A 24,316-nucleotide genomic window follows, 5' to 3' on the forward strand; every position below is an offset into this window, starting at 1 on the left:
CGCCACCCCGTGCCGAGACAGGCCATGCGCCGATCCCGCTTTCGCGCGCATGCCCGATCCGCTAGGCGGAGGGTTATGCCCGAAACCCACCATTGCGATCTCGCCATCGTCGGCGGCGGGTTGGCAGGCGGCCTCATCGCGCTGGCGATGGCCGCGCGCCGCCCTGATTTGTCGGTGCGGCTGATCGACAGCGGCGAGAAGCTGGGCGGCAACCACGTCTGGTCGTTCTTCGATGGTGACGTGGCGAAGGACGACCGCTGGCTGCTGACGCCGCTCGTCTGCCATGCCTGGCCGAGCTACGACGTGCGCTTCCCGGCACACAGCCGCACCATCGCGCAGCCTTATTATTCGATCGAGTCGGAGCGCTTCGATGCGGTTGTGCGCAAGGCGCTGCCGGCGAGCGCGATCATGACCGAGCGCAAGGTGCTGGCATGCAGCGCCACGGCGGTAGTGCTGGCCGACGGCGAGCGTGTCGAGGCGACGGGCGTGATCGACGCGCGCGGCGCGGGCGACATGTCGATGCTGGAAGTGGGCTGGCAGAAATTCGTCGGGCGACTGCTCGATGTTCCTGCCGGCCACGGCGTCGAGCGACCGATGGTGATGGACGCGACCGTCATGCAGCACGACGGATATCGCTTCATCTATCTGCTGCCCTTCTCGCCGACGCAGATCTTCGTCGAGGACACCTATTACAGCGATACACCCGCGTTGAATGTCGGGGCGCTCAATCGCCGCATCGGCGTCTATGCTGAAAGCCGCGGCTGGGCCGCCACCCCGTCGGGGCGCGAGGAAAAAGGCGCGCTACCGGTGGTGATCGGCGGAGACTTCGAGGCTTACTGGCGTTGGGGCGGGGCGAAGGTCGCCAAGGCCGGGGCGCGGGCCGGGCTGTTCCACCCCACGACCGGCTATTCCCTGCCCGACGCCGTCCGGCTCGCGGTGCGGATCGCCGGGACGGCGGACCTTAGTGGTGAAGGATTACACGAACTGACCCATGATTATGCGCGGGAGCGGTGGGACGAACGCCGCTTCTACCGCTTGCTTGACGCGATGCTGTTTCGCGCCGCTGACCCGGAGGCCCGATACAAGGTGCTCGAACGTTTCTACCGCCTGCGCCCCGGGCTGATCTCGCGGTTCTACGCCGCGCGCTCGACGGGCGCAGACAAGATGCGGATTCTGTCCGGCAAGCCGCCGGTGCCCTTCTGGCGCGCGGTACGCGTGGCGAGGCGTGTGTCATGACCAAGGCGATCGTCATCGGTGCCGGTTTCGGCGGGCTCGCGCTCGCCATCCGGCTGCAATCGGCCGGAGTCGACACCACCATTGTCGAGGCACGCGATAAGCCAGGTGGTCGGGCTTACGTATGGCAGCGCGACGGGTTCACTTTCGATGCGGGCCCGACCGTCATCACCGATCCCGCCTGCCTGGAGGAATTGTGGGCGCTGACCGGTCAGAACATGGCCAGCGACGTGATGCTGGAACCGGTTCAGCCTTTCTATCGGCTGAACTGGCCCGACGGTACGAATTTCGATTACACCAACGACGACGTCCTGCTGCGCGATCAGATCGCGAAGCTCGATCCGGCTGACGTCGCTGGCTACGAGAAGTTCCTGACCTACTCCGCAGGCGTTTATCGCGAAGGCTATGAGAAGCTTGGCCACGTCGCGTTTCTCGACTTCGCCTCGATGATCAAGGCGGCGCCGGCGCTGGCGAAATACCAGGCATGGCGTTCGGTCTATTCGATGGTGTCCTCGTTCGTGAAGAGCGAGAAGCTGCGCGAGGCGCTGTCGTTCCACACGCTGCTCGTTGGCGGCAATCCGATGACGACCAGTGCGATCTACGCGCTCATCCACAAGCTGGAGCGGGACGGGGGCGTGTGGTTCGCGCATGGCGGCACCAACCGGCTGGTGCGCGGAATGGTGGCGCTGTTCGAGCGCCTCGGCGGGAAGCTGCGGCTCGATGATCCCGTGGCCGAAATCGAGACGTTGGGTGACCGGGTGACGGCGGTGCGCACGCAGAGCGGCTGGCGGCAGGAAGCGGCGATGGTCGCCTCCAACGGCGATATCGTCCACACCTATCGCGATCTGCTGAGCGGATCGAGCAGCGCGCGCCGTTCTGCGGCACGGCTGGAGCAGAAGAAGTATTCGCCGTCGCTGTTCGTGGTGCACTTCGGGATCAAGGGCACCTGGCCCGGGATCCCGCACCACATGATCCTGTTCGGCCCGCGCTATAAGGGGCTGCTGGCGGACATCTATGATCACGGCGTGCTTAGCGAGGATTTCTCGCTGTACCTGCACCATCCGACCGTGACAGATCCGAGCCTGGCGCCGGAGGGTTGCTCGACTTTCTATGCGCTCGCGCCGGTGCCCCACATGGGCAAGTTCCCGGAGGATTGGGATCGCGTCGGCCCGATCCTGGAGAAGCGCATTCTGGACGAGGTGGGGCGGCGGCTGATCCCCGACATCCATGATCGGATCATCACCAAGTTCAGCTACGCCCCGCCCGATTTCGCGCGGGATCTGAACGCCCATCTCGGCAGCGCCTTCAGCCTAGAGCCGGTGCTGACGCAAAGCGCTTGGTTCCGCGTGCACAACCGGGACGATGCGATCTCGAACCTCTATTTCGTTGGCGCCGGTACGCATCCCGGCGCGGGTATCCCGGGCGTCGTCGGCAGCGCGAAAGCGACTGCGGCGCTCATGCTTGAAGGAGTAAGGCGGTGAAGCGCCTGGCAATTTACTGCGGCTCTGCCACGCCGCGTGACCCTATCTACATGGAGAATGCGCGCACGATCGGTCGCACGCTGGCCGAGCGCGGCATCGGCGTGGTCTACGGCGGCGGACGGCTGGGCCTGATGGGCGCAGTGGCGGATGGCGCGCTGGAGGCCGGCGGCGAGGTGATCGGCGTGATCCCGCAGGCGCTGGTCAATGCTGAAGTCGCGCACCGCGGCCTTACCGAGCTTCACGTCGTGGAAGGGATGCACGAGCGCAAGCGTATCTTCACCGATCTGGCGGACGGCTTCGTCACACTGCCCGGCGGTACCGGCACCATGGACGAATTGTGGGAGGCGCTGAGCTGGGCGCAGATCGGTTATCACTCCGATCCGGTCGGCCTGCTCAACACGGACGGCTATTATGATCACCTCATCGCCTTCTGGGAGAAAATGGGGGAGGTCGGCTTCCTGCGTCCGCAGCATCGGGACCTGCTGATCGTCGCCGACACGCTCGATCTGCTCCTGGAGCGGATGGCGGCGCATCAGCCGAGCCAGCCGATCGTGCGGATGAGCGCGGCCGATCTTTGAGGCAGGCAGTGGCCGCGGCACCTGAAGAGCGCGCCCGGCTAGTCGAGGCGGCTCGCGACTCGATCGCGCGCGGCTCCAAGAGCTTCGCCATGGCGAGCAAGCTGTTCGATCGGGAAACGCGCGAGCGGGCGTGGCTGCTCTATGCCTGGTGCCGTGCCTGCGACGATATCGTCGACGGGCAGGACCATGGCCATGGCGCCACCGCCGTCAGCGACGCGGAAGCGCGCGTCGCGCTGATCGCCGAGAAGACGACCGCGGCGCTGGCCGGGCGGGTGGTTGGCGATATGCCCTTCGATGCGCTGCGCGTCGTGGCGGCGGAGACCGGCCTCCCGCCCCGTTTCGCGCACGACCTTGTCGCCGGCTTCCGCCTTGATGCCGAAGATTGGCGGCCGCGTAGCGAGGACGACCTGTATCGCTATTGCTATCATGTTGCCGGCGCGGTCGGCTGCATGATGGCGGTGGTGATGGGGGTGGACCCGGCCGACGAGGATACGCTGGACCGGGCATGTGACCTCGGCCTTGCCTTCCAACTCGCCAACATCGCGCGCGACATCGAAGAGGATGATCGCATCGGCCGGTGCTACCTGCCGGTGGAATGGCTGGTGGAGATGGACATCCCGCCGGGTCAGCACATGAAGCCGCCATTCCGTGATCGCCTGGTGGTGCTTGCGCGCCGCCTTGCCGGTCGCGCTGCGCTGCATGAGGCGAGCGCGCGGGTCGGTGCGGCGAAGCTGCCGCCGCGGGCACGCTGGGCGGTCCTGGCCGCGGCCGGGATCTATGGCGACATCGCACGCGAAGTGGCGGCACGCGGTGCCCACGCCTGGGATCATCGCGCCAGTACCTCGAAGGCGGCGAAGCTCGGCTGGGTGGCCAAGGCGGCCGTGGCGGCTCGGCGGCCCGTGCGAGAGACGCCCCGCGATCCGCGGCTTTGGACGCGGCCGCGCTAAGCGCCTACTATTAAGTGGCCGTCAGGCCATCTGGCGGCGGCCCCGCTCGACCGTCGCGCTGTGCCCCACCCTGGCAGCCGGATTGGGGGTCTTGACGGTGTCGACGAACAGCCAGTCATTGCTGACGCGATCGGGCGTGATCGTCAGCGCCATATATCCGCGCCTGCTGGTATCGCACCATTTGAGCTCCGGGCTGGCCGCAACGAGGGCGCGCGCGACGGTCGCCGGGTCGACGGTGAGGGCGCTTTCGAAACCGGACGACGTGACCGACTGGCCGGCAAATTCCACGCCGACGGGCTTACCCTTCTGCGCGAGGTCGAACGCCCAGGCATTATGACTGTCACCGCACAGCACGACGAGGTTCGCGTCTGCCGCTTGCGCCGCATCGAGGAAGCGGGCGCGCGCCGCCGGATAGCCGCCCCAATTGTCGAGGTCCGACGGCAGACCGGCCTTTCCGACCGCCACTGCAGCCTGGATGTATCCTGCCGCCCCCGGGCGCGCCTGCGCGATCCAGCCTTCCACTTCGGGCGGCACGCGCATCGTTCCCATGATCGTGCCGAAGCCGACGATCTGCCACCGTGCACCCGACGTCACCGATCTGGCGAGACCATGCTGGAGCCATGCTTCCTGCTGTGACCCGAGCATGGTCCGCGCCGGATCGTGCCATGCGCCGTCGCGATAGGCGGCAAGCGCGCGCATCGGATCGGGGCCGCGCAGCATGTCGGCCAGTTCCGGCGATTGTGACCGGCCGGCAAGGCGCGTGTCGGTGCGGAACAGCGTCGCGAGGCGGCCGATGTCATAGGCCTTCCACGGTTCGTCGGAGACCGGCATCCATTCGCGCCACGCCTGGATCGCGGCCGCACGCCGCGCGATCCATTCGCCTTCGCTCGCCGGATCGTGATTCTGTGCGCCGCCTTCCCAGCTGTTGTTGGCGCTTTCGTGGTCGTCCATCGACGCGATCATCGGCAGCCGCGCGTGCAGTGCCTGGAGATCGGGATCGGCGCGGTAGCTCGCATAGCGCAGTCGGTAATCGGCAAGGTGGATGATCTCGGTCCGCGGCTGCGGCAGCCGGCTCGCCACCACTTCCTGAAGCGATGGATAGGTGCCGTTGGCATATTCGTAGAAATAGTCGCCGAGGTGGATCCACAGATCGAGATCATCGCGGGCGGCGGCATGGGCATAAGCGTTGAAGAAGCCGAAGCCGATATTGGAGCAGGAGAAGATCGCGGCGCGAAAGCGGCTTGCGCGATCATCCGGCAGGGTACGCGTGCGGCCGACGGGTGACATCGTTCCGTCCGCCGCGACGAAACGGAAGTGATAATCGCGGGCCGGCTTCAGCCCGGTCACGGTGACTTTCGCGGTCCAGTCGCGCCATGGCCCTGTGATTGTCTCCCCGCCGGCGGCAACGCGCGCGAAATCCGGTGTCTCGCTCAGTTCCAGCTTCAGACGCGCGCTATCGCCGCTGGCCGGCACGTAGCGGGTCCACAGCAGCATCTCGTCGGGCCCGGGCTCACCGCTGGCCACCGAATGGGTGAAGCCGCGCGCGGTGAGGACGGTCTGCGCAGGGGCAAGCCCGGGCAGCGCGAGTGCGCCTGCGCCGAACATGCCAGTGGCCAAGAGCGAGCGGCGGCTGACGTTGATCATCAAATCCCTCCCCAAAAGCGGTGCGGTTCGTGCCGCCCCTGCCGTGGGAAGGTGACAGATCGGTGTCAGGCCCGCTAGGCGCGCCATGGATGGATGCGCGCTGGCTCGATCGCAATCGCTTGATGGTGCTGATCGCTGTTGCCGTCGCCGCGCGCGCCGCCACGTTCGGCAACCCGCTGATCCACGTCGACGAGGATTTCTACTTCGCCGCGGCGCGGCTGATCGCGGATGGGGCGGTGCCGTACGTCGAGGTGTGGGACCGTAAGCCGATCGGGCTGTTCTTGCTTTACCTTGTGCCGGCCTCGCTGCCGTTCGGCTGGGGGATCATCGCCTATCAGTTGATGGCGCTCGCCGCGGTGGTGACCGCCGCGTGGATCGTCGCACGCCTGGCAATGCTCGCAGGGTGGGGACGGGGCGCCACATATGCCGGAATCCTCTACATCCTGTGGCTCAACCTGGCGGACGGGCACGGCGGGCAGGCGCCGATCCTCTATAACCCGCTGGTGGCTGGTGCGGCTTGGCTGATCGTCACCAACACGCGCCGCCGCAGTTGGTGGCAGGACGCAGCAGCGATGACGCTGATGGGCCTTGCGCTGCAGGTAAAGTATTCCGTCGTGTTCGAGGGCGTGTTCTTCGGCCTGTGGACTCTTGTGCGCGAGTGGCGTGCGGGGGTGAGACCATCCCGCATCGCCGCTCGCGCCGGCGTGCTGGCGGCCATCGCGCTGCTGCCGACCTTGGCAGTCATGGGCTATTACGCGGCGATCGGGCAGATCGACGCCTTCCTCTACGCGAATTTCGAGTCGATCATCGCGCGGCAGGCCGATCCGCCACGCGAGCGCTGGGGCAATCTCGCCAAGCTCGTCCTGATCCTGTCGCCCCTGATGGCGATGGCGCTTGTGTCGGCGAGAAGGAGCACGTTGGCAGAAGCGTCCGAGCGTCGTTTCATGCTGTGCTGGTTTGCCGCGGCACTCCTCGGCATCCTCGTCCTCGGCGGCTGGTTCGATCATTATGCGCTGCCGGCGGCGGTGCCGGGCGCGGTCTGCGCCGCCGGTTTCCTCGAGACGCGACCTCGTGGCCGCATCGCCGTGCTGCTGTCGGCGGCGCTGATCGGGCAGGTGCTGGTGATCGCCAACCGCGTGTCACGGGGCAATGGGCGCGAGTTGGCCGCCATCACCGCGTCGATCGGGGCGGGGCCCGGTTGCCTGTGGGTCTATTCCGGCAGCCCGAAGATATATGCCACGGCAAACCGATGCCATGTCACGCGCTACCTCTTCCCCAGCCACCTTTATCGCACGCGTGAAGACGGCGCGATTGGCGTTCCGCAGGCTTTGGAAGTCGCGCGGATCCTGCGCCGGGGGCCGGAGGTGATCGTGATGCGGCCGCCGTCGATCGGCGAGCGGCGCGACATTCGCGCTATGGTCGAGCGTGCCGTCGGTGCGGATTATGTTGTCGCCGCCCGGCATCCGTTGGGGAACGAGGTGCTGACGATCTACCAGCGGCGCTGAGGCTTGATGGTCAGGCGGCGCGCCGCTCGCGCTGCGCGATCTGATCCGCGTAATAGGCCATCAGCTCGACGGTATGTTCCCGGTCGGTGCGCACTTGCCCGGCCGCAACGAGGGCCGTCCTTCGGAGGAGTGCCCGATCGCGCGCGTGCATTCGTTCGATCGCCCAGGCGCAGGACATCGGGTCACGCGGTTCGTACAGCTCGGCGCACCGTGCGTCCGCCACTTCCGCGCATCCGCCGGTGTGCGGCACGATGAGCGGCAGGCCCGATGCCATGGCTTCGGCCGCGACCAGCCCGAACGGCTCGGCCTCCGATCCATGGATCAGTGCGTCGCAGCTTGCCATGATCCGCGCGAGTCGCTCGCGATCATAGACCGGGCGGAAGATGCGGATGTGCGGGCTTCCAGCGATCCGGCGCTCGATCCGGTCGCTGTCGACCCCCTGGCCGAGCAGCACCAGCCCGACCGGCAGGTTGGCGCCCGCCCGCTCCACCGCATCAATCACCATCGGCCAGCGCTTTTCAGGGTGATGGCGGCCAAGCCCGAGCAGCAGGAGGCCGTCGTGCGGCAACTCGCACTGCTCCAGCAGCGCGCGACGCAGGCGCTCGTCACGAAACCCGGGGGAAAAGTGGCTGCGCTCGATTCCCAGTGGCATCGCCGCGTCAATCCGCAGGCCGCGTGCGCGCAGCCGCTTCACGAGCGCCGGGCCGTTGGTGACGACGCAGTCGTAAAGATCGAGAAAGCGCGCCATGTAGCGGGTGTACCAGCCGAATGCCTGCTCGATCCGCTCGTGGCTGGCGAACCCCTCGAACCAGCGCTGGGCGTAGGCGGCCATGTTGTCGTTGTGCATGAAGAACGACTTGAGCGCCGTTCCCTGCCATTCGCCCACGAACCAGGCCGGCCGCCAGGGCGAGGAGCATTCCACCACATCCGGTGCGTAGCGATCGAGCAGACGGTGAACCGCGGCGCGATCCCAGAACAGGCCGTAGTTCCGATCGAACGGCAGACGGGGTGATCGCACGTAATGGATCCGCCCGCCGCCGGGCTGTTCCTCGATCCGTTCGTCAGGCCCGGGCGCGAGCACGATCAGTTCGTGGCCCAGATCGTTCATGATGCCGATCTTGCGATCGATATAGGTGCGTACCCCGCCGCCGGTCGGCGAATAGAATTCGTTGACGTCGACGACGCGCACGTCAGTTGCCGACCGGTCCGAAGCTCGGGATGATGCCGCGCAGATACTGTGCGCGGATGGTGAGGCGGGTCAAACCGCGCGGTACGTTCACGATCGCCTGCGACAGCTTCGGCTTGGCCCGGCCGATGCGGTTGTTGGTCGGCACGCCTGCACCATCCGTCCAGACGTTGAACTTGTTCTTGCCGTCGCGATCATGGGTGAAGAACAGTGCGTAACGGCCCGGTTGGGGTGCCTGGATGCACAGCACCACCGGCCCGCGCGCCGGCGTATCGGCGCGTACGCGGTGAAACACCTTGCCCTCGCGCCGCAGATCGCGGTCGTCCTTCAGGAAATCCTCTTCGGTGGCCGGGTATAGCTCGAGCTTCAGCCCACCGGTGCGGTCCTTCAGCCCCTCCACCGTCACCTCGATCGCCGGCACATTACGCGCGGCGCAAGCAGGGGCATCGCTGCCGATCGGGGCAGCGACGGCGGCGGCAGGCGCAAGAAGCGCGGCGAGGCCGAACAGCATCAGCCGCGCCACAGCCGCAGCCCCTTCCAGCCAGCCGCCCCAGAGAAGACAAGCACCAGCAACAGATGCACGCCAAGCGTCAGCGCGGCGACAAAGGCTATCATCGCGCTCAGCGCCTCGTCCTGCCCGATCACCAGGATTGCGAAGCTCGCGAACAGCAGGTCCTTGTTCGGCACCAGCGGCAAGCGCGAGACGAGCAGGCGCGCCGCGGCCAGGAACAGCCAAACGCCAAGCGCCACGTCCGGCATCGCGAAATGCCAAGCAAGCGCGACGAACAGCGAGCTTGCGGCAATACGGCCGGTGTGGATCCAGAAGATCCAGCGCAGCTGCTGCCGGGGCAGCGAGAAGATCCGCCGCGAAAAGATCAGCATCAACAGGCTGATCACGAGCGTGATCGCGGCCGATCCCGCCACGGCGTGCAGCACGTTCGGCGACATCAGCTGATAGCCGATCGGCAGCGCGATGGCGCACAACAGGATGGTGACGGTATTGCCGGCGATCGCCGACAGTAGCGACACGTCCTTCACCGCACCGAATGGGGCCGCCACGATGTTCGCCCGTGCCCGTGCCCAGGCGTAGAAATATGCCTCGCCCGAATAGCCGAGCACCACGTCATTCGCGATCCGCTTCTTGTGAAGCGCGACGAAGCCGGACAGCGGGATGCGCCAGAGCCGGCGGAAGATGATGAAATCGCCCGTCGGTGCAGCCATGTAGAGGCAGAAGAAGGCAAGGTAGAACCACGGCGAATCAGGCGTTGTGCGGCTCAGCCCCTCAAGGCCGGAGCCCAGGAGCTCACGGCCGAGCATCACGACCATCGCCGCGCTGATCAGCCCGCCGACGATCGTCGGCCAGCGCCGACGGATCGTTTCGGCAGGCTCAAGCGCTGCAATGTCCGGCAGTTCGGCATCGATTACCGATGCCGGCATCCGGTCAGCTTTCGCGGTCAAGACAGGCGAGTTCCTTTGCACATTCCCACGCAACATACGGCAGGTCGGTCTGGCCGGTGCCCGCGGAATGTGGTGTCTTTGAGCGGCAATTTGGGCTGCAGCATGACGGGCTTCAAGATGACGGCGGCTCACCACATCCTTGGATATGCGCAAAGCTTCAAAGGCGGCGGGGTGGAGCGTGCGCTTCTACGGCTGGCTGGCGCCTGGGTGGAGGCGGGGCGAAGGGTAACGCTGGTGGTCGCCGACCCGCGAGGCCCATTGGCCGCCGAGGTCGCTGAAGATGTCGACGTCGTGCCGCTTGGATCAGCCACTTATCGTGCGTTGTTCGCACTACCCCGGCATGTGCGGACAATCAGGCCAGACGTCATTTTCTGCGCCGGGAGCCATTATACGAGTGTGGCGGCATGGACACGGCTACGGTTGAGGGGAGCCTGCCCGCCGATCGTCGGGAAAGTGTCGAATGCAATCCGCCGACCCGATCATCATGTCGCGCTAGCCGCCGGTCACGCCGCCTGGCTTCTCCTCCATCCGCTATTTCTCGATCGAGTGGTGGGGATGAGCGCGGCGAGTGCTGCGGCAATTGCGGCGGCAATGCGGCTGGCGCCCGAGGATGTGGTGGTGATCCCCAATCCGCCGGCCCGGCCGATCCCCAGTGGGGCACCTGTGCAGTTGCCCCCGCGCTACATCCTCGGCGTCGGGCGGCTTGCCCGGCAGAAGCGCTGGGACCGCCTCGTTGCCGCCGTGCCGCGATTACGGGATCGGCAAGTGCCGCTGGTCATCCTGGGTGAGGGAGAGGAGCGCGCCGCGCTGATGGCGCAGGCTCAAACACTCGGCATCGCGGATCGGCTCATCATGCCGGGCCATGTCCGCGATCCGCTCGGGGCGATGGCGAATGCGGCGGTGGTGGCGCTGTCGTCGGACTTCGAGGGGGTGCCGGGCGTGTTGCGAGAGGCCCTGTCGGTCGGCACGCCGGTGGTGGCGACCGATGCGTCGCCGGCAGTGGCAGAAATCGTGGTCTCGCCGGTCCTCGGCACCATCGTGGCGCGAGATGATCCTGATGCGCTCATCGCGGCGCTGGATCATTGGCTGGACGGCGCGGCGCGCCCGGCGCCGGTGCCGCCGCCCGGTGCTGATTCGGCGCTGCGCTACCTTGAGCTCTTCGATTCGCTCAGGCGGGCTTGACGCGGTCGGGGGCTGCAGCCTGCACCTCGGGCAGCGCAAGGTTCGCCTCTTCTGCCGTCAGAAGCCGTGGATAGGCGTCGAGCGGAAGCGCGAAACGGCGCGCGTTCGCCATCTGGGGGACAAGGCACAGGTCCGCGATGTCCGGCCCGTCGCCGCCAAGGAACGGGCCGGGCAATGGCGCCGCCATCTCCTCCAGCGCGGCCAGGCCCTCCGCGATCCAGTGGCGATACCAATCGTCCTTCGCCGCTTGATCGGCGCCGAACTGGGTCTCCAGCCGCTTCAGCACGCGCAGATTGTCGATCGGATGGATATCCGCGGCGATCACCAGCGCGCGGGCGAGCTGGCCGGATCGCTCGAACGGGTCCTTCGATACCATCGGCGGTTCGGGGAAGTTGGCATCCAGCCAGTCGACGATCGCGAGGCTCTGCACCAGCGGCCGACCATCAACCCTCAACGTCGGCACGAAGCCCTGCGGATTGATCGCGCGGTTTTCCGCGCCGGCCTGCTCCCCCGTCAGCAGGTTCACCGGCAGCGTTTCGTAGGAGACGCGCTTCAGGTTGAGGCAGATCCGGACCCGGTAAGAAGCGGAGGATCGCCAGTAATCGTGGAGGACGATGTTCATACCATGGCCGCTTCCGGGGTGTTGTCGTCGTCGCGTTCTTCCTCGATCTCGCTGCGGCGCTCCATCGCGGTCTTGATCAGCGCCGTCATCGGGTCGGCAAGCGCAAGGCCCAGGATGCCGAACAATGCGCTGGCCAGGATCTGCGCGCCCAGCGTCAGCGCCGGCGGCATATCGACGGTGCGCTTCGCGACCATCGGGATCAGCACATAACCGTCGAACGTCTGGACGATCACGTAGGTACCGATGGCCCAGATCCCGGTGTCGACGCCGGCCGAGAAGCCCACAGCCACCATCAGCGCGCCGGAGACGAACGCGCCGATATTCGGGATGAAGGCGAGCACGCCGGTCAGGATGCCGAGGATCATCGCCATCGGGACCCCGCCCATCATCAGCGCAACCCAGGTGAGCACACCCTCCGCCACCATGCCGATGATCCGCCCGAACAGCAGCCGGCGCAGCGTCGTCCCCATGCGCGTGATGGTGAGGGCGAACTCGGTGCGATGCTCCTCCGGGATCATCCACTGCAGCCCGCGATCATAGACCCTGGGATCCATCGCCACGAACAGGCCGATCACGATGATCATGAACATGGTGGTGAGCGCGCCGAACGCGCTGCCGACCCAGGAGGTCAGCCGACCGACCGAACTCAGCGCCTGGCGTGCGACGCTGCTGATGTCGGACGCGCCCGGCATCAGGCCCTGGCTTGTGAGCCACGTCGTCAGCTTCACCGTCTGCGCCTCGAGTGTCGTGCGCAGCTGCGAGATCTGCTCCGCGACCTGAACGCCGGTGAGATAGAAGGTGCCGAGCAGGAAGACGATTGTCAGAACGCAGACGATCAGCAGCCGCCAGCTGCGCCCGATCGGCAGCACCCGGTTCAGCAGCCGCACGCCGCCATCGAGCAAGGAGGCGAAGACGAGGCCTGCAAAGATGATCAGCAGCGGCTGGATGAGCAGCACGACGAGCGCGATCGCCGATGCCATCCCAAGCCACACCGCGGCCCGCTTGATCTCGCGCCGGGTGGCGGGATCGTGCACCTCGCTTGGGCTGGCGCCCTTGACGACGCGGACCTGGTCTTGGCTCATCGGGTCTCCTCTGGCCTCAGTGACGTGCCGGCGCGGCCCGGTCGAAGCGATGACCACCAGCTCAGCGGATTGAGGGTCGCCGATCCATCGACCGAGAAAGTGATGAACTCCGCGCGGCCGCCGATATTCTCCCAGGGCACCGCGCCGCCAAGGCCCTTTTCGGTGCCGCCCAGCGCGAAGCGGCTGTCGGCGGAGCGGTCGCGATTGTCGCCCATCAGGAAGACGTGATTGGCCGGGATCTTGACCGGGCCATAATCGTCGCCCGGGCTCGCCCCGAGCTCAACAGTGTCATAGCGGCGGCCTTCGGGGTTGGTTTCGGTGACGATCGGCAGGCGGCACACAGTCGTGCCGTCCGCCCGCGTCACACGCGCATCCGGATATTGCCACTGATCGCAGGTCGCATTGGCGTCGACTGGCAGGTCCTTGTAGTGGAGCGGCCCGCGTGCCAGCGGCTTCCCGTTCAGGATCACGGTGCCGCCGCGGACCTCCAAGGTGTCGCCCGGCAGCCCGATCACCCGCTTGATATAGTCGCTGGTCTGACCGGGCGGGGTCACGATCACCACGTCGCCGCGTTCCGGCATCTTCCCCCAGATGCGGCCCTGCCATGCCGGCAACTGGAACGACCAGCTTTCCACCGGTTTGTGCAGCACCGTCCCTTCGAAGATCGCCACCGGATTGGGGACGGTCGGCGATACGAACGACCAGCCATAGGCGAACTTGGACACGATCAGGCGATCGCCCACTTCTAGGCCCGGGAGCATCGATTCGCTGGGGATGTAGAACGGCTTGGCGATGAAGCTGTGAAAGCCGAGGACAGCGAGGATGAGCCAGAAGAGGCCCTTTGCCTCGCCCCACCAGTCCAATCCGCGCGCGGGACGCCTCGGCCCCTCGTCGGCTGCTGGTTTGCCCGTCAACGCCACGTCCTCGGCCACATCATTCACTCGGTTGGAGAAAATCGGTCTGATGCCGCGACCGCTTCGATGATCACGAAGGCCTGCGCCCAAGGATGATCGTCGGTCAAGGTCAGGTGAATACGCGGCTTATGCCCCGCCGGCGTCATTGCCGCCAGCCGGGCGCGTGCGCCGCCCGTCAGTGTTAGCGCGGGGGCACCCGCCGCGTCGGTGACGACCTCGATATCCTTCATCGTCACACCGCCACGAAAGCCGGTGCCGATCGCCTTGGAGAAAGCCTCTTTCGCGGCGAAACGCTTCGCATAAGTGCCGGCGGCGGTGAACGGCCGGCTGCGGGCGCGTTCCTGTTCGCCGGCGGTGAAGATGCGCTCCTCGAAGCGCGCGCCGTACCGGGTCAGAGACGTCTGGATCCGCTCGATATTGCAGAGATCCGCGCCCATCCCGATGATCACCGGGCGGCGTCCATCGCCGCGCGCATTTGCCGGATGCTTGCGTCGAGCCCGACGAAGATCGCTTCGCCGATCAGGAAGTGGCCGATGTTGAGCTCCACCACTTGCGGAATCGCGGCGACGGGCGCGACATTGTCGAAGGTGAGGCCGTGTCCTGCATGCACCTCGATGCCGTTCTTCGCCGCGAGCGCCGCTGCGTCGGTTAGTCGGCGAAGCTCCTCCGCCCGTGCCGGGCCCTGCAGTTCGCAATAGCGGCCGGTGTGAAGCTCCACGACCGGCGCGCGCAGCCGGGCTGCGGCGTCGATCTGCCGGGCGTCCGGCTCGATAAACAGCGACACGCGCGAGCCGGCGTCGTTCAGTGCCGCGACGAGCGGTGCCAGCCGATCGTGCTGACCCGCAGCGTCAATGCCACCTTCGGTGGTGCGCTCCTCGCGCTTTTCCGGAACGATGCAAACGGCATGCGGGCGATGCTTAAGCGCGATCGCCAGCATTTCCTCGGTCGCTGCCATCTCGAGGTTGAGCGGGATGTCCAGCGCGTCCATCAGCCGTGCGATGTCCTCGTCGGTAATGTGCCGACGGTCCTCACGCAGATGGGCGGTGATGCCGTCTGCGCCGGCGTCGGCGGCGAGCAGCGCCGCGCGCACCGGATCGGGATATTCGCCGCCCCGCGCATTCCGCACGGTCGCGACATGATCGATGTTGACGCCGAGGCGAAGCGGGCGGGGCGGCATCAGGCCGCCGCCCGGCTGCCCGGCTTGATCGCCGGAATCGCGGCCAGTTCCGGCGGCAAGGCATCGGGGTCATAGGTGGGCACGTCGAGCCGGATCAGCGGGAAGAACGGGACGCCGATGTCGGCGCTGCCGTTCGATCGGTCGACCAGCGCTGCGCCGGCGATCACCCGCCCGCCCGCGGCCTCGATCGCCTTGATCGCCTCCCGACTGGAAAGCCCGGTGGTGACGACATCCTCCATCATCAGCACTTCCTGGCCTAGCTCGAGGCGGAAACCGCGGCGCAGTTCGAAGGTGCCAGTGGGGCGTTCGACAAACATCGCGGGGACGCCGAGAGCGCGCGCCATCTCGTGCCCGGCAATGACGCCGCCCATCGCCGGCGATACCACGGCGGTGATCCGCTCGCGAAGTTCGGCCGGGATCTGCGCGGCAAGTGCTTCGGCCAGCCGCGCACCGCGGCGCGGGTCCATCAGCACGCGCGCGCACTGCAGGTAGCGCGAGGACCGCAGTCCGGATGAAAGGATGAAATGGCCTTCGAGCAACGCATCCGCCGCGCGGAATTCGGCCAACACCTCGTCTTCAGTCACAATTCGCCCTTTCGTCTTGCCGGCGAGATACGGTTGCTGTGGCGCCTGTGCAACGGAACGTGGCCGTCCGGCGCCAAATAATGCCGCTTGCGTGCTTGAGGCGCAGGGGTGCCCTGCGTATAGGCCGCCCGATGGACGGATTCCGCGCGGCATGGCGCTGGCGTCGGCCGGGACGAGCAGGGGTAACGACAAAACGATGAGAAGCGCGTTTAAGGGAGTGATGCTGGCCGCGGGGCTCGCGCTGGCGGGGCTCGCCCCGGCCGCCGCCCAGCCGGCGGGCAATGCCACCGCTGAAGCGGCGACGGCGATCGGAAACTCGGCGGATACGGGCAACGTGACGGCGGATACCGCCCCGTCTGCCCCGGTCCTCGCCATGGACGGCGCGCCTGCCATGACGGCGAAGCCGATGCTGGGACAGCCGACCGACGGCCTGATGACGATCCAGCCGCAGGTGACCGAAAATGGTCGCCGCGCGCACTGGTTCCATGATCGCATCCTCCTGCCGCTGATCACGATCATCTGTCTGCTCGTGCTCGCGCTGCTGGTCTATGTCTCGATCCGCTATCGCCGCGCTCGCAACCCGGTGCCGTCGAAGACCAGCCACAACACCATGATCGAGGTCGTCTGGACGCTCGTTCCGGTGCTGATCCTGGTCGCCATCGCCGTGCCGTCGATCGGCCTCCTCTCGGCGCAGTTCAAGCCGGCTCCGGCCGGTGCCGTCACGCTGAAGGCGATCGGCAACCAATGGTACTGGAGCTACCAGTATCCGGATCATGGCGGGATCGAGATCACCGCCAACATGCTGAAGGAGAAGAATGAGGTCGCCGCCGGTGAGCGTTTCCGCACCGACGCTGATGGTCCCCGTCTCCTCGCTATCGACAATCGCGTGGTGCTGCCGGTCGGCGTGCCGATCCGCCTGATCACCACGGCGAACGACGTGATCCACAGCTGGGCGATGCCGGCGTTCTGGATCAAGCTCGACGCCGTTCCGGGCCGTCTGAACGAGACCAGCTTCACCATCGAGAAGCCGGGCCTCTACTTCGGCCAGTGCTCGGAACTGTGCGGCGCGCGCCACGCCTACATGCCGATCGCCGTCGAGGCGGTGCCGCCGGCCGAGTTCGCGGCGTGGATCGCTGCCAAGGGTGGCAAGATGCCGGGCGCGGCCGAACCGTCGTCGTCCGTGATCCCGCAGCCGGGCGCCGACAACTCGGCCGCCGCGGTCGAGGATGCCGCTGCCGCGTCGAACGCTACGGGCCCGGTCGTCAACGCGACCGGCACCTCTCCCACTTCCCCGCAAGGCGCCACCGGCAACCCGGGCGGCACCGGCGACACGGGACGCTAAGATCATGACCGACACCGCTCTTCACCCCTCCGCCTTCCAGGCGCACGGCGATCACGCGCATCACCATGACGCGGATCACAAGCCCGGTTTCTTCCAGCGCTGGTTCATGTCCACGAACCACAAGGACATCGGCACGCTCTATCTGATCTTCGCGATCGTCGCGGGGATCATCGGCGGCGCGATTTCCGGCCTGATGCGCGTCGAACTGCGCGATCCGGGCATTCAGTATCTGCCGACGTGGCTCGCCATGCTGCACGGCCCGGGCACGTTCGACGAAGCGCTCCACCTGTGGAACGTCATGATCACGGCGCACGGTCTCATCATGGTGTTCTTCATGGTGATGCCGGCGATGATCGGCGGGTTCGGCAACTGGTTCGTTCCGATCATGATCGGTGCGCCGGACATGGCGTTCCCGCGCATGAACAACATCAGCTTCTGGCTTCTGATCCCGGCCTTCCTGCTGCTCCTCGCCTCGCCGTTCTTCGGCGCCGGTGCAGGCACGGGCTGGACGGTGTACGCGCCGCTCTCCACTTATGGTGAGCCAGGGCCTTCGGTCGACATGGGCATCCTCTCGCTCCACCTGGCCGGCGCTTCGTCAATCCTGGGCGCGATCAACTTCATCACCACGATCTTCAACATGCGTGCCCCGGGCATGACGCTGCACAAGATGCCGCTGTTCGCCTGGTCGGTTCTCGTCACCGCGTTCCTGCTGCTTCTCTCGCTGCCGGTTCTTGCTGCGGCGATCACCATGCTGCTCACCGATCGTAACTTTGGTACGACCTTCTTCGATCCGGCCGGTGGTGGCGATCCGATTCTCTACCAGCACCTGTTCTGGTTCTTCGGTCACCCCGAAGTGTACATCATGATCCTGCCGGGCTTCGGCATCATCAGCCACATCATCGCGACGTTCAGCCGCAAGCCGGTCTTCGGTTACCTCGGCATGGCCTACGCGATGGTCGCCATCGGTGTGGTCGGCTTCGTCGTGTGGGCGCACCACATGTTCGCCACCGGCCTCAGCGTGAACACTAAGATGTACTTCACCGCCGCGACGATGGTCATCGCGGTGCCGACGGGCATCAAGATCTTCTCGTGGATCGCGACGATGTGGGGTGGCTCGCTCACCTTCAAGACGCCGATGACCTGGGCGATCGGCTTCATCTTCATGTTCACCGTCGGGGGCGTGACGGGCGTCGTCCTCGCCAACGGCGGCGTCGACGATTACATGCACGACACCTATTACGTGGTGGCACACTTCCACTACGTGCTCTCGCTCGGCGCCGTGTTCGCTCTGTTCGCGGGCTTCTACTACTGGTTCCCGAAGATGTTCGGGAAGATGTACAACGAGTACCTCGGCCAGCTGCACTTCTGGGTGTTCTTCCTGGGCGTGAACATGCTGTTCTTCCCGATGCATTTCCTCGGCCTGCAGGGCATGCCGCGTCGTTACCCGGACTATCCGGACGCCTATGCGTACTGGAACCAGTTCGCGACGCACGGCTACGAGATCATGGCCGTCGGCATGGCAATCTTCTTCGTCAACGTGATCTGGTCGCTGATCGCGGGCAAGAAGGCCCCGGACAATCCCTGGGGTGAAGGCGCGACGACGCTGGAGTGGACGCTCTCCTCGCCGCCGCCGTATCACCAGTTCGAGACGCTGCCGGTGATCGAGGACTCCAAGCACTGAGCCTGATCTTCGATCGTCGACACGCTCGATGACAAAACGGAAGCGCCCCGCGAGGAAACTCACGGGGCGCTTTCATTTGCGACGATGGCGGGCTTGGCTGCCCGGCCGGTAAGGAGGGGCTGCGCCCTAGAGGCGTAGAAACAGCGTCAGCGATGCGACATGGGCCATCGCCACCTGTCGGCCCGGTGCGTCCCGCGTCTGGTTGAGATAGCCCGCTTCCACCGTGGAGGTGCCGCCGATCGGAATTTCAAACCCCGCGAACGTGCGGATCTGGTCGAAGCCTTTGCTGCCGCCCCAGTCAGCGGATTTCAGCCCGACGAACGCCTCGGTGGAGCCAAGCAGCGCCAAGCGTTGCGCACCGGGGCGCAACGGATACTCAAGTCGGACCATCTGGCGTGCGCGAAGCGACATGCCGTTACCGTCCGAGCGCCACCGTTGCTCGAGCCTGGTGCGCGATTGCACCTCCAGCTTCCCGATCTTGCCGACGTTCCACGTCGCCTGCTGGAACGATCGATCCTCGTTGCGATCCGGCCCGTCCGCCAGCGGCTCGATGACATGGGCATAGCCCTGGTAGAGCGTCAGGTCCTTCGACACCTGCCAGCCGATCGCCGGGCGCAGCAGCACCTGCGACAGGCGTGATACGCCATCGGTGACGCGCGGCTGGACCTCCGCAAAGAACACCAAGCGACCGCTGATGGGCCCCATCACCGTCGCGTTGATCCAGGCCCCCTCGTCATGGCTCGTCTGAGCGCGTGCGACGCCTGGAAGCACGGTGGTGATTGCAGCAGCGGCGAAGAAAAGATGACGTGGTCGCATGCGCTCACTCTAGCCCTGCCACGGCGGCTGCGTCATGGTTTGCGCCGACAGAGCAACAAAACGTTGGGGAGAACATGATGCCGACCTTCCGCATGATCGACACCGGTGGGTCGACGATCCGCACCGCCATCGAAGGCGAGGGGCCGCTGGTGCTGATGGTGCATGGATTTCCGGAAAGCTGGTATTCCTGGCGTCACCAGATGGGTCCGATTGCGGACGCGGGATTTACCGCTGCGGCAATCGACGTGCGCGGCTATGGCGGATCGGACAAGCCGAAGACGATCGAGGCCTACGCGATGGAGGAACTGGTCGCTGACATCGCGGCCGTTGCGCAAACGCTTCAGCCCGATCGCCCGACGATCCTCGTCGGCCACGATTGGGGCGCGCCGCAGGTGTGGAATTCCGCGCTGACGCGGCCGGAGCAGTTCTCCGCCATCGCGGCGCTTTCGGTCCCCTACACGGGCGTGCCTGCGCGCCCATTCACCGAGATCTTCCGCGAGGCGTTCACGAAGAAGAACCGCTTCTTCTATCAGGAATGGTTCCAGAAGGTGGGTCCGCCGGAGGAAGAGGCGGAGCGCGACGTGCGCGATTTCCTGCGCAAATTCTATTTCGGCATCGCTGGCGATGCGCCCGAAGGGACGTGGCCGACTAAGGCCGCAGACGCGACGCTGTTGGAAGGCATGGTCGATCCGGGCAAGTTCCCCGAGTGGATGACGCCGGAGGATCTGGATTACTATGTCGCGGAGTTCGAAGGCTCCGGCTTCTTCGGCCCGATCAGCCGCTATCGCAATCACGAGCGTGACTGGGCCTGGCTGCAGCAGTTTCGTGACCGCAAGATCGAGCAGCCGGCGCTGTTCATCGGTGGCACGAAGGACCCGGCCAGCACCGGCTTTGGCGCGATTGCCGATCCGATCGCGATCATGCGTCCGCACGTCCCGAACGTTGAAGGACATATGCTGGAAGGGTGTGGTCACTGGACCCAGCAGGAGCGGCCGGAGGAAGTGAACCGGTTGCTTCTCGATTGGCTCAAGCGGCTGAACTAGCCGCTCGGCGGCCCTCGCCAACTGCCGGTCGAGATCAACGCTTGTCCTGCGCTCACAAACCGCGCAGCTTCGTTTGGGGCAACAGGCGGGGGGCAGGATGGCGGTGATCAGCCGGCACGGCGGCAGGTGATCGGTTCGCTCGATCGCGCCGCCACGCTGCGGCTCGGGCGGACGCTGTCGGCGCAGGCTTATGGCCAGGTCGTCACGATCGTCGTTCAGCTCGCACTCGTGCCGTTGTTGCTCGATGCCTGGGGCGCGGATGTTTACGGCGCCTGGCTGGTTCTGGCGGCGATCCCGTTCTTCCTTACCTTCAGCGACCTCGGCTTCACCTTCGTCGCCAAGAACGAGATGGTGATGGCTGTGGCCGCTGGCCGGCGCGACGGCGCATTGCGCACGTTCCAGAGCATTCTTGCGCTACTCAGCATTGCGCTTCCGCTGCTTTTTGTCGTTGCCGCGCTCATCTTCGTGGTCGTCGATGTTCGCGCGGTTCTGCGGATCAACGCGCTTGGTGCAGGCGCTGTCAGTGGCGTGCTCCTGCTGCTTACCGCGAACGTGCTGCTCTACCAGCTGTTTCTCCTGATCTGCGCCGGGATTCGAGCAGAGAATCGGCCCGCCAGCGAGGCTGGCTGGGCCGCGACCGCGCGCCTCGGGGAGGGCGCTGCGATTGCGCTCGCGGCACTGGGAGGGGGGGGTGTGATCGCGGCAGCGGGGGCGGCGTTGCTGAGCCGTCTGTTGTTCATCGTGCTTGCCAGCCACTGGCTCCACGTGCGCTCGGCATGGCTGCGCTTCGGCTTCGCTCAAGCCTCGGTGGCGGAACTGCGTCGGATCGCGCCTCTGGCGTTCGCCTATATGGCGATGCCGCTTGGTCAGGCGCTGCTCATCCAGGGGCCCGTTATCATTGTCGGCGGCACGTTGGGAGCGTCGGCTGTGGTCGTCCTGTCGACATCCCGCACGCTCGCGCGCCTTGGCACGTCGGCTGGCAACATGCTCAACAACAGCGTCGTGAGCGAGTTTTCCGCCCTCGCGGGCGCCGGCGACTGGATCGGATTCGCGCGCCTGATCAGGACGCAGGTCGGGGCGACGCTGATCCTCGGTGCGATCTATATCGTGGCGCTCTTGGTGCTTGCCCCCTGGGGCTTGCGGCTCCTGACGCACGGCAATGTTGCGGTGCAGCAGCCCTTCTTCTTCATCCTACTGATGGGTGTGACGGCGGAACTCTTCTGGTCCGCCCTGTTCACGCCGATCTCTGCGGTCAATCGGCACGGACGGGCCACCTTCGGCTTCCTCATCATTGCGCTCGTCGCGCTGGCCGGAGGTCCCGCGCTGAGCCGGGCGTACGGGCTCACGGGGATCGCGTGCAGCGTGCTCGCCGCGCAACTGGCAATGATCCCGCTCTGCCTGCTGGTCCTGAAAAAGACCAACCATGGCGCGTGAACGCGTGCCGCGGGTCCTGTTCGTTGGCCTCTCCGCGATGGGGCATGGCGGCATCCAGGGTTTCAACCGTCGGTTGAGCGGCGCGCTTCGGCAACTGTCGGTGGAAGCCGGCGTGATCATGTACGCCGATCCGGAGGGCGAGGGGGAGACCGAAGCGCTCTGCGGCAGCTTTCTTGGCCTTTTGAGGGCCGTGTCATCTCGGGCGCGCAGCACGGATATGTTGCTGCTTGGTCACATCAACTTGCTCCCGATCGCCGCGCTCTATCGTATGCTTCGTCCGCGGGGGCGGGTGATCCTGTTCGCGCACGGCATCGAGGTGTGGGGCGATCCTGCGTATCGCCCCGCTCGCGCGCGAGATACGTTGCTGCTGCGCCGGCTGGTGGACCAGATAGCGATCGTCAGTCGCTATTCGCGGAATCGGATGATGCAGGCATTCGATATCGCCGACGCGAGCTTCACGCATTTCCCAAACGCGGTCGACCTTCCGTCAACACCTGTCGGGCCGAAGCAAGGATCCACGATCCTTTCGGTATCGCGGCTTGGCGCCGGTGAGCATGAGAAGAATATCCATCGCTTGATCGAGGCCATGCCGCGGGTGCTGGCCGAGGTTCCTGCCGCACGGCTGCGGGTCGTGGGTGAGGGCGCCCTGCGTGGTCGCCTGCAGGCGCTTGCGAAGGAATTGGGCGTAGGTGATCGCGTCACGCTGTCGGGTGCAGTGGACGCCGCCGGCCTTGCCGATGCCTTCAACAACGCGGCGGTTTTCTGCCTGCCCTCGTCGAAAGAGGGATTTGGCATCGTCTTCCTCGAAGCATGGGCCGCTGGCCTCCCGGTCGTCGGCTCGCAGTTCGGCGCTGCGCCCGATGTGATCGAGAACGGCGTCGATGGCCTCACCGTCGATCCGCATGATGTGCCGGCGCTGGCCGATGCTCTCGTCACGTTGCTTCGGGATTCAAACTTGGCGGCGCGGATGGCGACTGCCGGGCACGAGAAGGTCGCGCGCCTCTATTCTGCCGAAGCGTTCGTCGCCAATCTGGGCGCGTTGCTGGGCGCTGACGCACGCGGCACCCTGCGATAGCCGAGCAGTAACAGCGCTCCCGCGACGATCAGCAGGAACAGGTAGCCGCGGCAGAAGAACGACAGCATGGTGCTGACCTCCCGTTCCGCGAGGAACGTTGTGGACGCGAATACGAAGCTCGCCCAGCAGTTGCTCACCATTCGTCCGCCAATGCCGTCCAGCATGATGAACGTGAACGCCACCGTCAGCCCGGGCAGCAGCAGCACGCCCGCGAGGCCGAAGGCCGCAAGGCTGCTCGCAATCAGCCCGACGACCGGGCGCGCGATCGATCCTTTCGCGCGAAACCCGTAATGCCAGGCGATCCGATCAGGCGCGGTAGCGAGCGTCTTCGTGAGCAGGAACGACGGCAATAGCGTTTCCGCGGCGTCGCGCCACAGATCCGCGCCGCCCATGGTACCCCGTTCCTCCAGCTTTCGCGCCACTTGGTCGATCGGTTGGATCATTGTGAAACGTTCCGTGTTCCACGTCAGCGGGTAAACGTAACTGTCGCGGTACGTCAGGTGGTAGCCCGCGGCAATCGCATCGGCGCGCTGCGACAGTTCGACGGGGTCGAACCCCGCGTTACGAATGACTTCGAAGGTCGCCGCAATCCGGCTGATGCTCCGCACGTCAGGCTGCATCCGCACGATATGGATCGCGGGCACGACATAGACGATCGCGATCAGAGCAGCCGCCGCCGGCGGCACGATCCACCGCAGTCTGGGCCGCACGCCAAAGGCTAGGAAAGTAACGCCGACTACCATCACGAAATCGAACAAGGTGCGCTTCGTGTTGTCCGCCAGCGTCAGCGCTACGATGACGATCGTCATCAGGCCTAGCCGGGCCTTGTGGCCTAGCTGCCCTGGGTGGCTGGCGATCAGCGCCGTCTGCATCGCGGCGCCAAGCAGCAGCAGCGGGTAGAAGGCACCGAAGCCACCGAACCCGCTCGTCTCGAAGCCACCGTTGCTGGCGAGTGGCCGCATCTGCGTCTGCAGAAAGTAGAGAACGGCGCCGAGCGTGAATGTCGGTAGTGCAAGTCGGGCGAGATTGACCGGCGCGGCGGTGATCCCGTGCAAATCATGCTCGATCCGCCACGGCTGCCGCACCAGATGGCTCCCCAAATAACCAATGCTGATCGAGGCAAAGCCGGCGAGCAGCAATCCCGCGGAGAGTTCCGGCATCCGAAGATTCGATTGCACCGGCTGCATCGCCGCTGTCTTCACGATCAGGCTGGCGGTTCCAAAATAAACGCACATCACTGCATAAAGGCCGTCCGAAATGCGCCACCCGCGCATCTGCAACGGAATAAGCGCGCATGCTGCAACGATCACGAGTGATAATAGAACGGGAATA

The 24,316-nt window shown here is 66.0% G+C and carries 23 protein-coding genes; 11 read left to right on the forward strand and 12 right to left on the reverse strand.

Annotation, left to right across the window (positions count from 1 at the left end):
* Positions 1-75 precede the first annotated feature (75 nt).
* Genes crtY through ACH0AE_RS03610 form a run of 4 tightly spaced genes read left to right on the forward strand, consistent with a single transcriptional unit; the run spans position 76 to position 4,239 of the window.
* Positions 76-1,236 carry a lycopene beta-cyclase CrtY gene (gene crtY / locus ACH0AE_RS03595; protein WP_294442655.1) on the forward strand — a complete coding sequence of 387 codons (1,161 nt, stop codon included), beginning with the start codon at positions 76-78 and terminating at the stop codon, positions 1,234-1,236.
* Complete coding sequence (locus ACH0AE_RS03600) at positions 1,233-2,714, forward strand: phytoene desaturase (protein WP_294442656.1); 1,482 nt, start codon at positions 1,233-1,235, stop codon at positions 2,712-2,714. Before crtY ends, ACH0AE_RS03600 begins: the two co-directional genes overlap by 4 nt.
* The gene (locus ACH0AE_RS03605) at positions 2,711-3,292 is read left to right on the forward strand and encodes a TIGR00730 family Rossman fold protein (RefSeq protein WP_294442659.1); all 582 of its coding nucleotides are present in this window, start codon (positions 2,711-2,713) and stop codon (positions 3,290-3,292) included. The genes ACH0AE_RS03600 and ACH0AE_RS03605 overlap by 4 nt, the downstream gene beginning before the upstream one ends.
* Before the next feature lie 8 nt (positions 3,293-3,300).
* Positions 3,301-4,239 carry a phytoene/squalene synthase family protein gene (locus ACH0AE_RS03610; RefSeq protein ID WP_294442660.1) on the forward strand — a complete coding sequence of 313 codons (939 nt, stop codon included), beginning with the start codon at positions 3,301-3,303 and terminating at the stop codon, positions 4,237-4,239.
* Between the two features lie 21 nt (positions 4,240-4,260).
* On the opposite strand, the gene ACH0AE_RS03615 is transcribed toward ACH0AE_RS03610, so the two are convergent.
* Positions 4,261-5,883 (reverse strand): alkaline phosphatase D family protein, encoded by a 1,623-nt coding sequence (locus ACH0AE_RS03615; protein ID WP_406875449.1) that lies wholly within the window; start codon positions 5,881-5,883, stop codon positions 4,261-4,263.
* Between the two features lie 89 nt (positions 5,884-5,972).
* On the opposite strand from ACH0AE_RS03615, the gene ACH0AE_RS03620 reads away from it, so the two are divergent.
* Complete coding sequence (locus ACH0AE_RS03620; protein WP_294442662.1) at positions 5,973-7,388, forward strand: hypothetical protein; 1,416 nt, start codon at positions 5,973-5,975, stop codon at positions 7,386-7,388.
* A 10-nt stretch (positions 7,389-7,398) separates the two neighbouring features.
* Here the strand turns inward: ACH0AE_RS03620 and ACH0AE_RS03625 are convergent, their stop codons facing one another.
* From ACH0AE_RS03625 to ACH0AE_RS03635, 3 genes are read right to left on the reverse strand one after another with little or no spacing between them, the layout of a single operon-like run.
* Positions 7,399-8,577, reverse strand: a complete 1,179-nt coding sequence (locus tag ACH0AE_RS03625; protein WP_294442663.1) for a glycosyltransferase — start codon at positions 8,575-8,577, stop codon at positions 7,399-7,401.
* 1 nt (position 8,578) lies between these two features.
* A complete protein-coding gene (locus tag ACH0AE_RS03630; protein ID WP_294442704.1) occupies positions 8,579-9,085 on the reverse strand; it encodes a DUF2141 domain-containing protein in 507 nt (168 codons plus the stop codon).
* Entirely contained in the window at positions 9,085-10,032 is a 948-nt protein-coding gene (locus ACH0AE_RS03635; protein ID WP_294442664.1) for a hypothetical protein, read from the reverse strand. The genes ACH0AE_RS03630 and ACH0AE_RS03635 overlap by 1 nt, the downstream gene beginning before the upstream one ends.
* Positions 10,033-10,134: 102 nt before the next feature.
* On the opposite strand from ACH0AE_RS03635, the gene ACH0AE_RS03640 reads away from it, so the two are divergent.
* A complete protein-coding gene (locus ACH0AE_RS03640; RefSeq protein WP_294442667.1) occupies positions 10,135-11,214 on the forward strand; it encodes a glycosyltransferase in 1,080 nt (359 codons plus the stop codon).
* Here ACH0AE_RS03640 and maiA read toward each other — a convergent pair.
* From maiA to pyrE, 6 genes are read right to left on the reverse strand one after another with little or no spacing between them, the layout of a single operon-like run.
* Complete coding sequence (maiA, locus tag ACH0AE_RS03645; protein ID WP_294442668.1) at positions 11,201-11,836, reverse strand: maleylacetoacetate isomerase; 636 nt, start codon at positions 11,834-11,836, stop codon at positions 11,201-11,203. The two genes, ACH0AE_RS03640 and maiA, sit on opposite strands and share 14 nt — an antisense overlap.
* Positions 11,833-12,918 carry an AI-2E family transporter gene (locus ACH0AE_RS03650; protein ID WP_294442669.1) on the reverse strand — a complete coding sequence of 362 codons (1,086 nt, stop codon included), beginning with the start codon at positions 12,916-12,918 and terminating at the stop codon, positions 11,833-11,835. Before ACH0AE_RS03650 ends, maiA begins: the two co-directional genes overlap by 4 nt.
* Positions 12,915-13,850, reverse strand: coding sequence for a signal peptidase I (lepB, locus tag ACH0AE_RS03655; RefSeq protein ID WP_294442671.1), 936 nt, complete (start codon positions 13,848-13,850; stop codon positions 12,915-12,917). The genes ACH0AE_RS03650 and lepB overlap by 4 nt, the downstream gene beginning before the upstream one ends.
* A gap of 5 nt (positions 13,851-13,855) precedes the next feature.
* Complete coding sequence (acpS, locus tag ACH0AE_RS03660) at positions 13,856-14,281, reverse strand: holo-ACP synthase (RefSeq protein WP_294442673.1); 426 nt, start codon at positions 14,279-14,281, stop codon at positions 13,856-13,858.
* Positions 14,278-15,009: a pyridoxine 5'-phosphate synthase gene (locus ACH0AE_RS03665; RefSeq protein ID WP_294442674.1), complete on the reverse strand. Its 732-nt coding sequence runs from the start codon at positions 15,007-15,009 to the stop codon at positions 14,278-14,280. Before ACH0AE_RS03665 ends, acpS begins: the two co-directional genes overlap by 4 nt.
* Positions 15,009-15,593: an orotate phosphoribosyltransferase gene (gene pyrE, locus ACH0AE_RS03670; RefSeq protein ID WP_294442675.1), complete on the reverse strand. Its 585-nt coding sequence runs from the start codon at positions 15,591-15,593 to the stop codon at positions 15,009-15,011. The genes ACH0AE_RS03665 and pyrE overlap by 1 nt, the downstream gene beginning before the upstream one ends.
* Positions 15,594-15,789: 196 nt before the next feature.
* Between pyrE and coxB the strand changes: the two genes are divergently transcribed.
* Together coxB and ctaD are read left to right on the forward strand one after the other, a co-directional pair.
* The gene (gene coxB / locus ACH0AE_RS03675; protein WP_294442677.1) at positions 15,790-16,935 is read left to right on the forward strand and encodes a cytochrome c oxidase subunit II; all 1,146 of its coding nucleotides are present in this window, start codon (positions 15,790-15,792) and stop codon (positions 16,933-16,935) included.
* Positions 16,936-16,939: 4 nt separating this feature from the next.
* The gene (gene ctaD / locus ACH0AE_RS03680; protein WP_294442678.1) at positions 16,940-18,616 is read left to right on the forward strand and encodes a cytochrome c oxidase subunit I; all 1,677 of its coding nucleotides are present in this window, start codon (positions 16,940-16,942) and stop codon (positions 18,614-18,616) included.
* A gap of 126 nt (positions 18,617-18,742) precedes the next feature.
* Here the strand turns inward: ctaD and ACH0AE_RS03685 are convergent, their stop codons facing one another.
* Entirely contained in the window at positions 18,743-19,432 is a 690-nt protein-coding gene (locus tag ACH0AE_RS03685; RefSeq protein WP_294442679.1) for a DUF2490 domain-containing protein, read from the reverse strand.
* A 77-nt stretch (positions 19,433-19,509) separates the two neighbouring features.
* Between ACH0AE_RS03685 and ACH0AE_RS03690 the strand changes: the two genes are divergently transcribed.
* The 3 genes from ACH0AE_RS03690 (at position 19,510) to ACH0AE_RS03700 (ending at position 22,984) form a co-directional block, all read left to right on the forward strand.
* Entirely contained in the window at positions 19,510-20,475 is a 966-nt protein-coding gene (locus tag ACH0AE_RS03690; RefSeq protein WP_294442680.1) for an alpha/beta fold hydrolase, read from the forward strand.
* 126 nt (positions 20,476-20,601) lie between these two features.
* Positions 20,602-21,909, forward strand: a complete 1,308-nt coding sequence (locus ACH0AE_RS03695; protein WP_294442681.1) for a lipopolysaccharide biosynthesis protein — start codon at positions 20,602-20,604, stop codon at positions 21,907-21,909.
* On the forward strand, positions 21,899-22,984 hold the full coding sequence (locus ACH0AE_RS03700; RefSeq protein ID WP_294442682.1) for a glycosyltransferase family 4 protein: 1,086 nt from the start codon (positions 21,899-21,901) through the stop codon (positions 22,982-22,984). Before ACH0AE_RS03695 ends, ACH0AE_RS03700 begins: the two co-directional genes overlap by 11 nt.
* Here the strand turns inward: ACH0AE_RS03700 and ACH0AE_RS03705 are convergent.
* Positions 22,912-24,144, reverse strand: coding sequence for a hypothetical protein (locus ACH0AE_RS03705; RefSeq protein ID WP_294442683.1), 1,233 nt, complete (start codon positions 24,142-24,144; stop codon positions 22,912-22,914). The genes ACH0AE_RS03700 and ACH0AE_RS03705 overlap by 73 nt on opposite strands.
* Between the last annotated feature and the right edge of the window lie 172 nt (positions 24,145-24,316).

It is taken from the genome of Sphingomonas sp. 179-A 2A2 NHS, assembly GCF_045371305.1.
Taxonomy (GTDB): domain Bacteria; phylum Pseudomonadota; class Alphaproteobacteria; order Sphingomonadales; family Sphingomonadaceae; genus Sphingomonas.

Excerpts from the sequence above, each read along its gene's own strand:
- ACH0AE_RS03640 (WP_294442667.1), top strand. The coding sequence starts at position 10,135 with ATGACGGGCTTCAAGATGACGGCGGCTCACCACATCCTTGGATATGCG.
- ACH0AE_RS03620 (WP_294442662.1), top strand. The coding sequence starts at position 5,973 with ATGGATGCGCGCTGGCTCGATCGCAATCGCTTGATGGTGCTGATCGCT.
- ACH0AE_RS03700 (WP_294442682.1), top strand. The coding sequence starts at position 21,899 with ATGGCGCGTGAACGCGTGCCGCGGGTCCTGTTCGTTGGCCTCTCCGCG.
- ACH0AE_RS03690 (WP_294442680.1), top strand. The coding sequence starts at position 19,510 with ATGCCGACCTTCCGCATGATCGACACCGGTGGGTCGACGATCCGCACC.
- maiA (WP_294442668.1), bottom strand. The coding sequence starts at position 11,836 with ATGAACATCGTCCTCCACGATTACTGGCGATCCTCCGCTTCTTACCGG.
- ACH0AE_RS03630 (WP_294442704.1), bottom strand. The coding sequence starts at position 9,085 with ATGCTGTTCGGCCTCGCCGCGCTTCTTGCGCCTGCCGCCGCCGTCGCT.
- ACH0AE_RS03705 (WP_294442683.1), bottom strand. The coding sequence starts at position 24,144 with ATGCCGGAACTCTCCGCGGGATTGCTGCTCGCCGGCTTTGCCTCGATC.
- ACH0AE_RS03615 (WP_406875449.1), bottom strand. The coding sequence starts at position 5,883 with ATGATCAACGTCAGCCGCCGCTCGCTCTTGGCCACTGGCATGTTCGGC.
- coxB (WP_294442677.1), top strand. The coding sequence starts at position 15,790 with ATGAGAAGCGCGTTTAAGGGAGTGATGCTGGCCGCGGGGCTCGCGCTG.
- ACH0AE_RS03685 (WP_294442679.1), bottom strand. The coding sequence starts at position 19,432 with ATGCGACCACGTCATCTTTTCTTCGCCGCTGCTGCAATCACCACCGTG.
- ACH0AE_RS03650 (WP_294442669.1), bottom strand. The coding sequence starts at position 12,918 with ATGAGCCAAGACCAGGTCCGCGTCGTCAAGGGCGCCAGCCCAAGCGAG.
- crtY (WP_294442655.1), top strand. The coding sequence starts at position 76 with ATGCCCGAAACCCACCATTGCGATCTCGCCATCGTCGGCGGCGGGTTG.
- ctaD (WP_294442678.1), top strand. The coding sequence starts at position 16,940 with ATGACCGACACCGCTCTTCACCCCTCCGCCTTCCAGGCGCACGGCGAT.
- ACH0AE_RS03600 (WP_294442656.1), top strand. The coding sequence starts at position 1,233 with ATGACCAAGGCGATCGTCATCGGTGCCGGTTTCGGCGGGCTCGCGCTC.
- ACH0AE_RS03665 (WP_294442674.1), bottom strand. The coding sequence starts at position 15,009 with ATGCCGCCCCGCCCGCTTCGCCTCGGCGTCAACATCGATCATGTCGCG.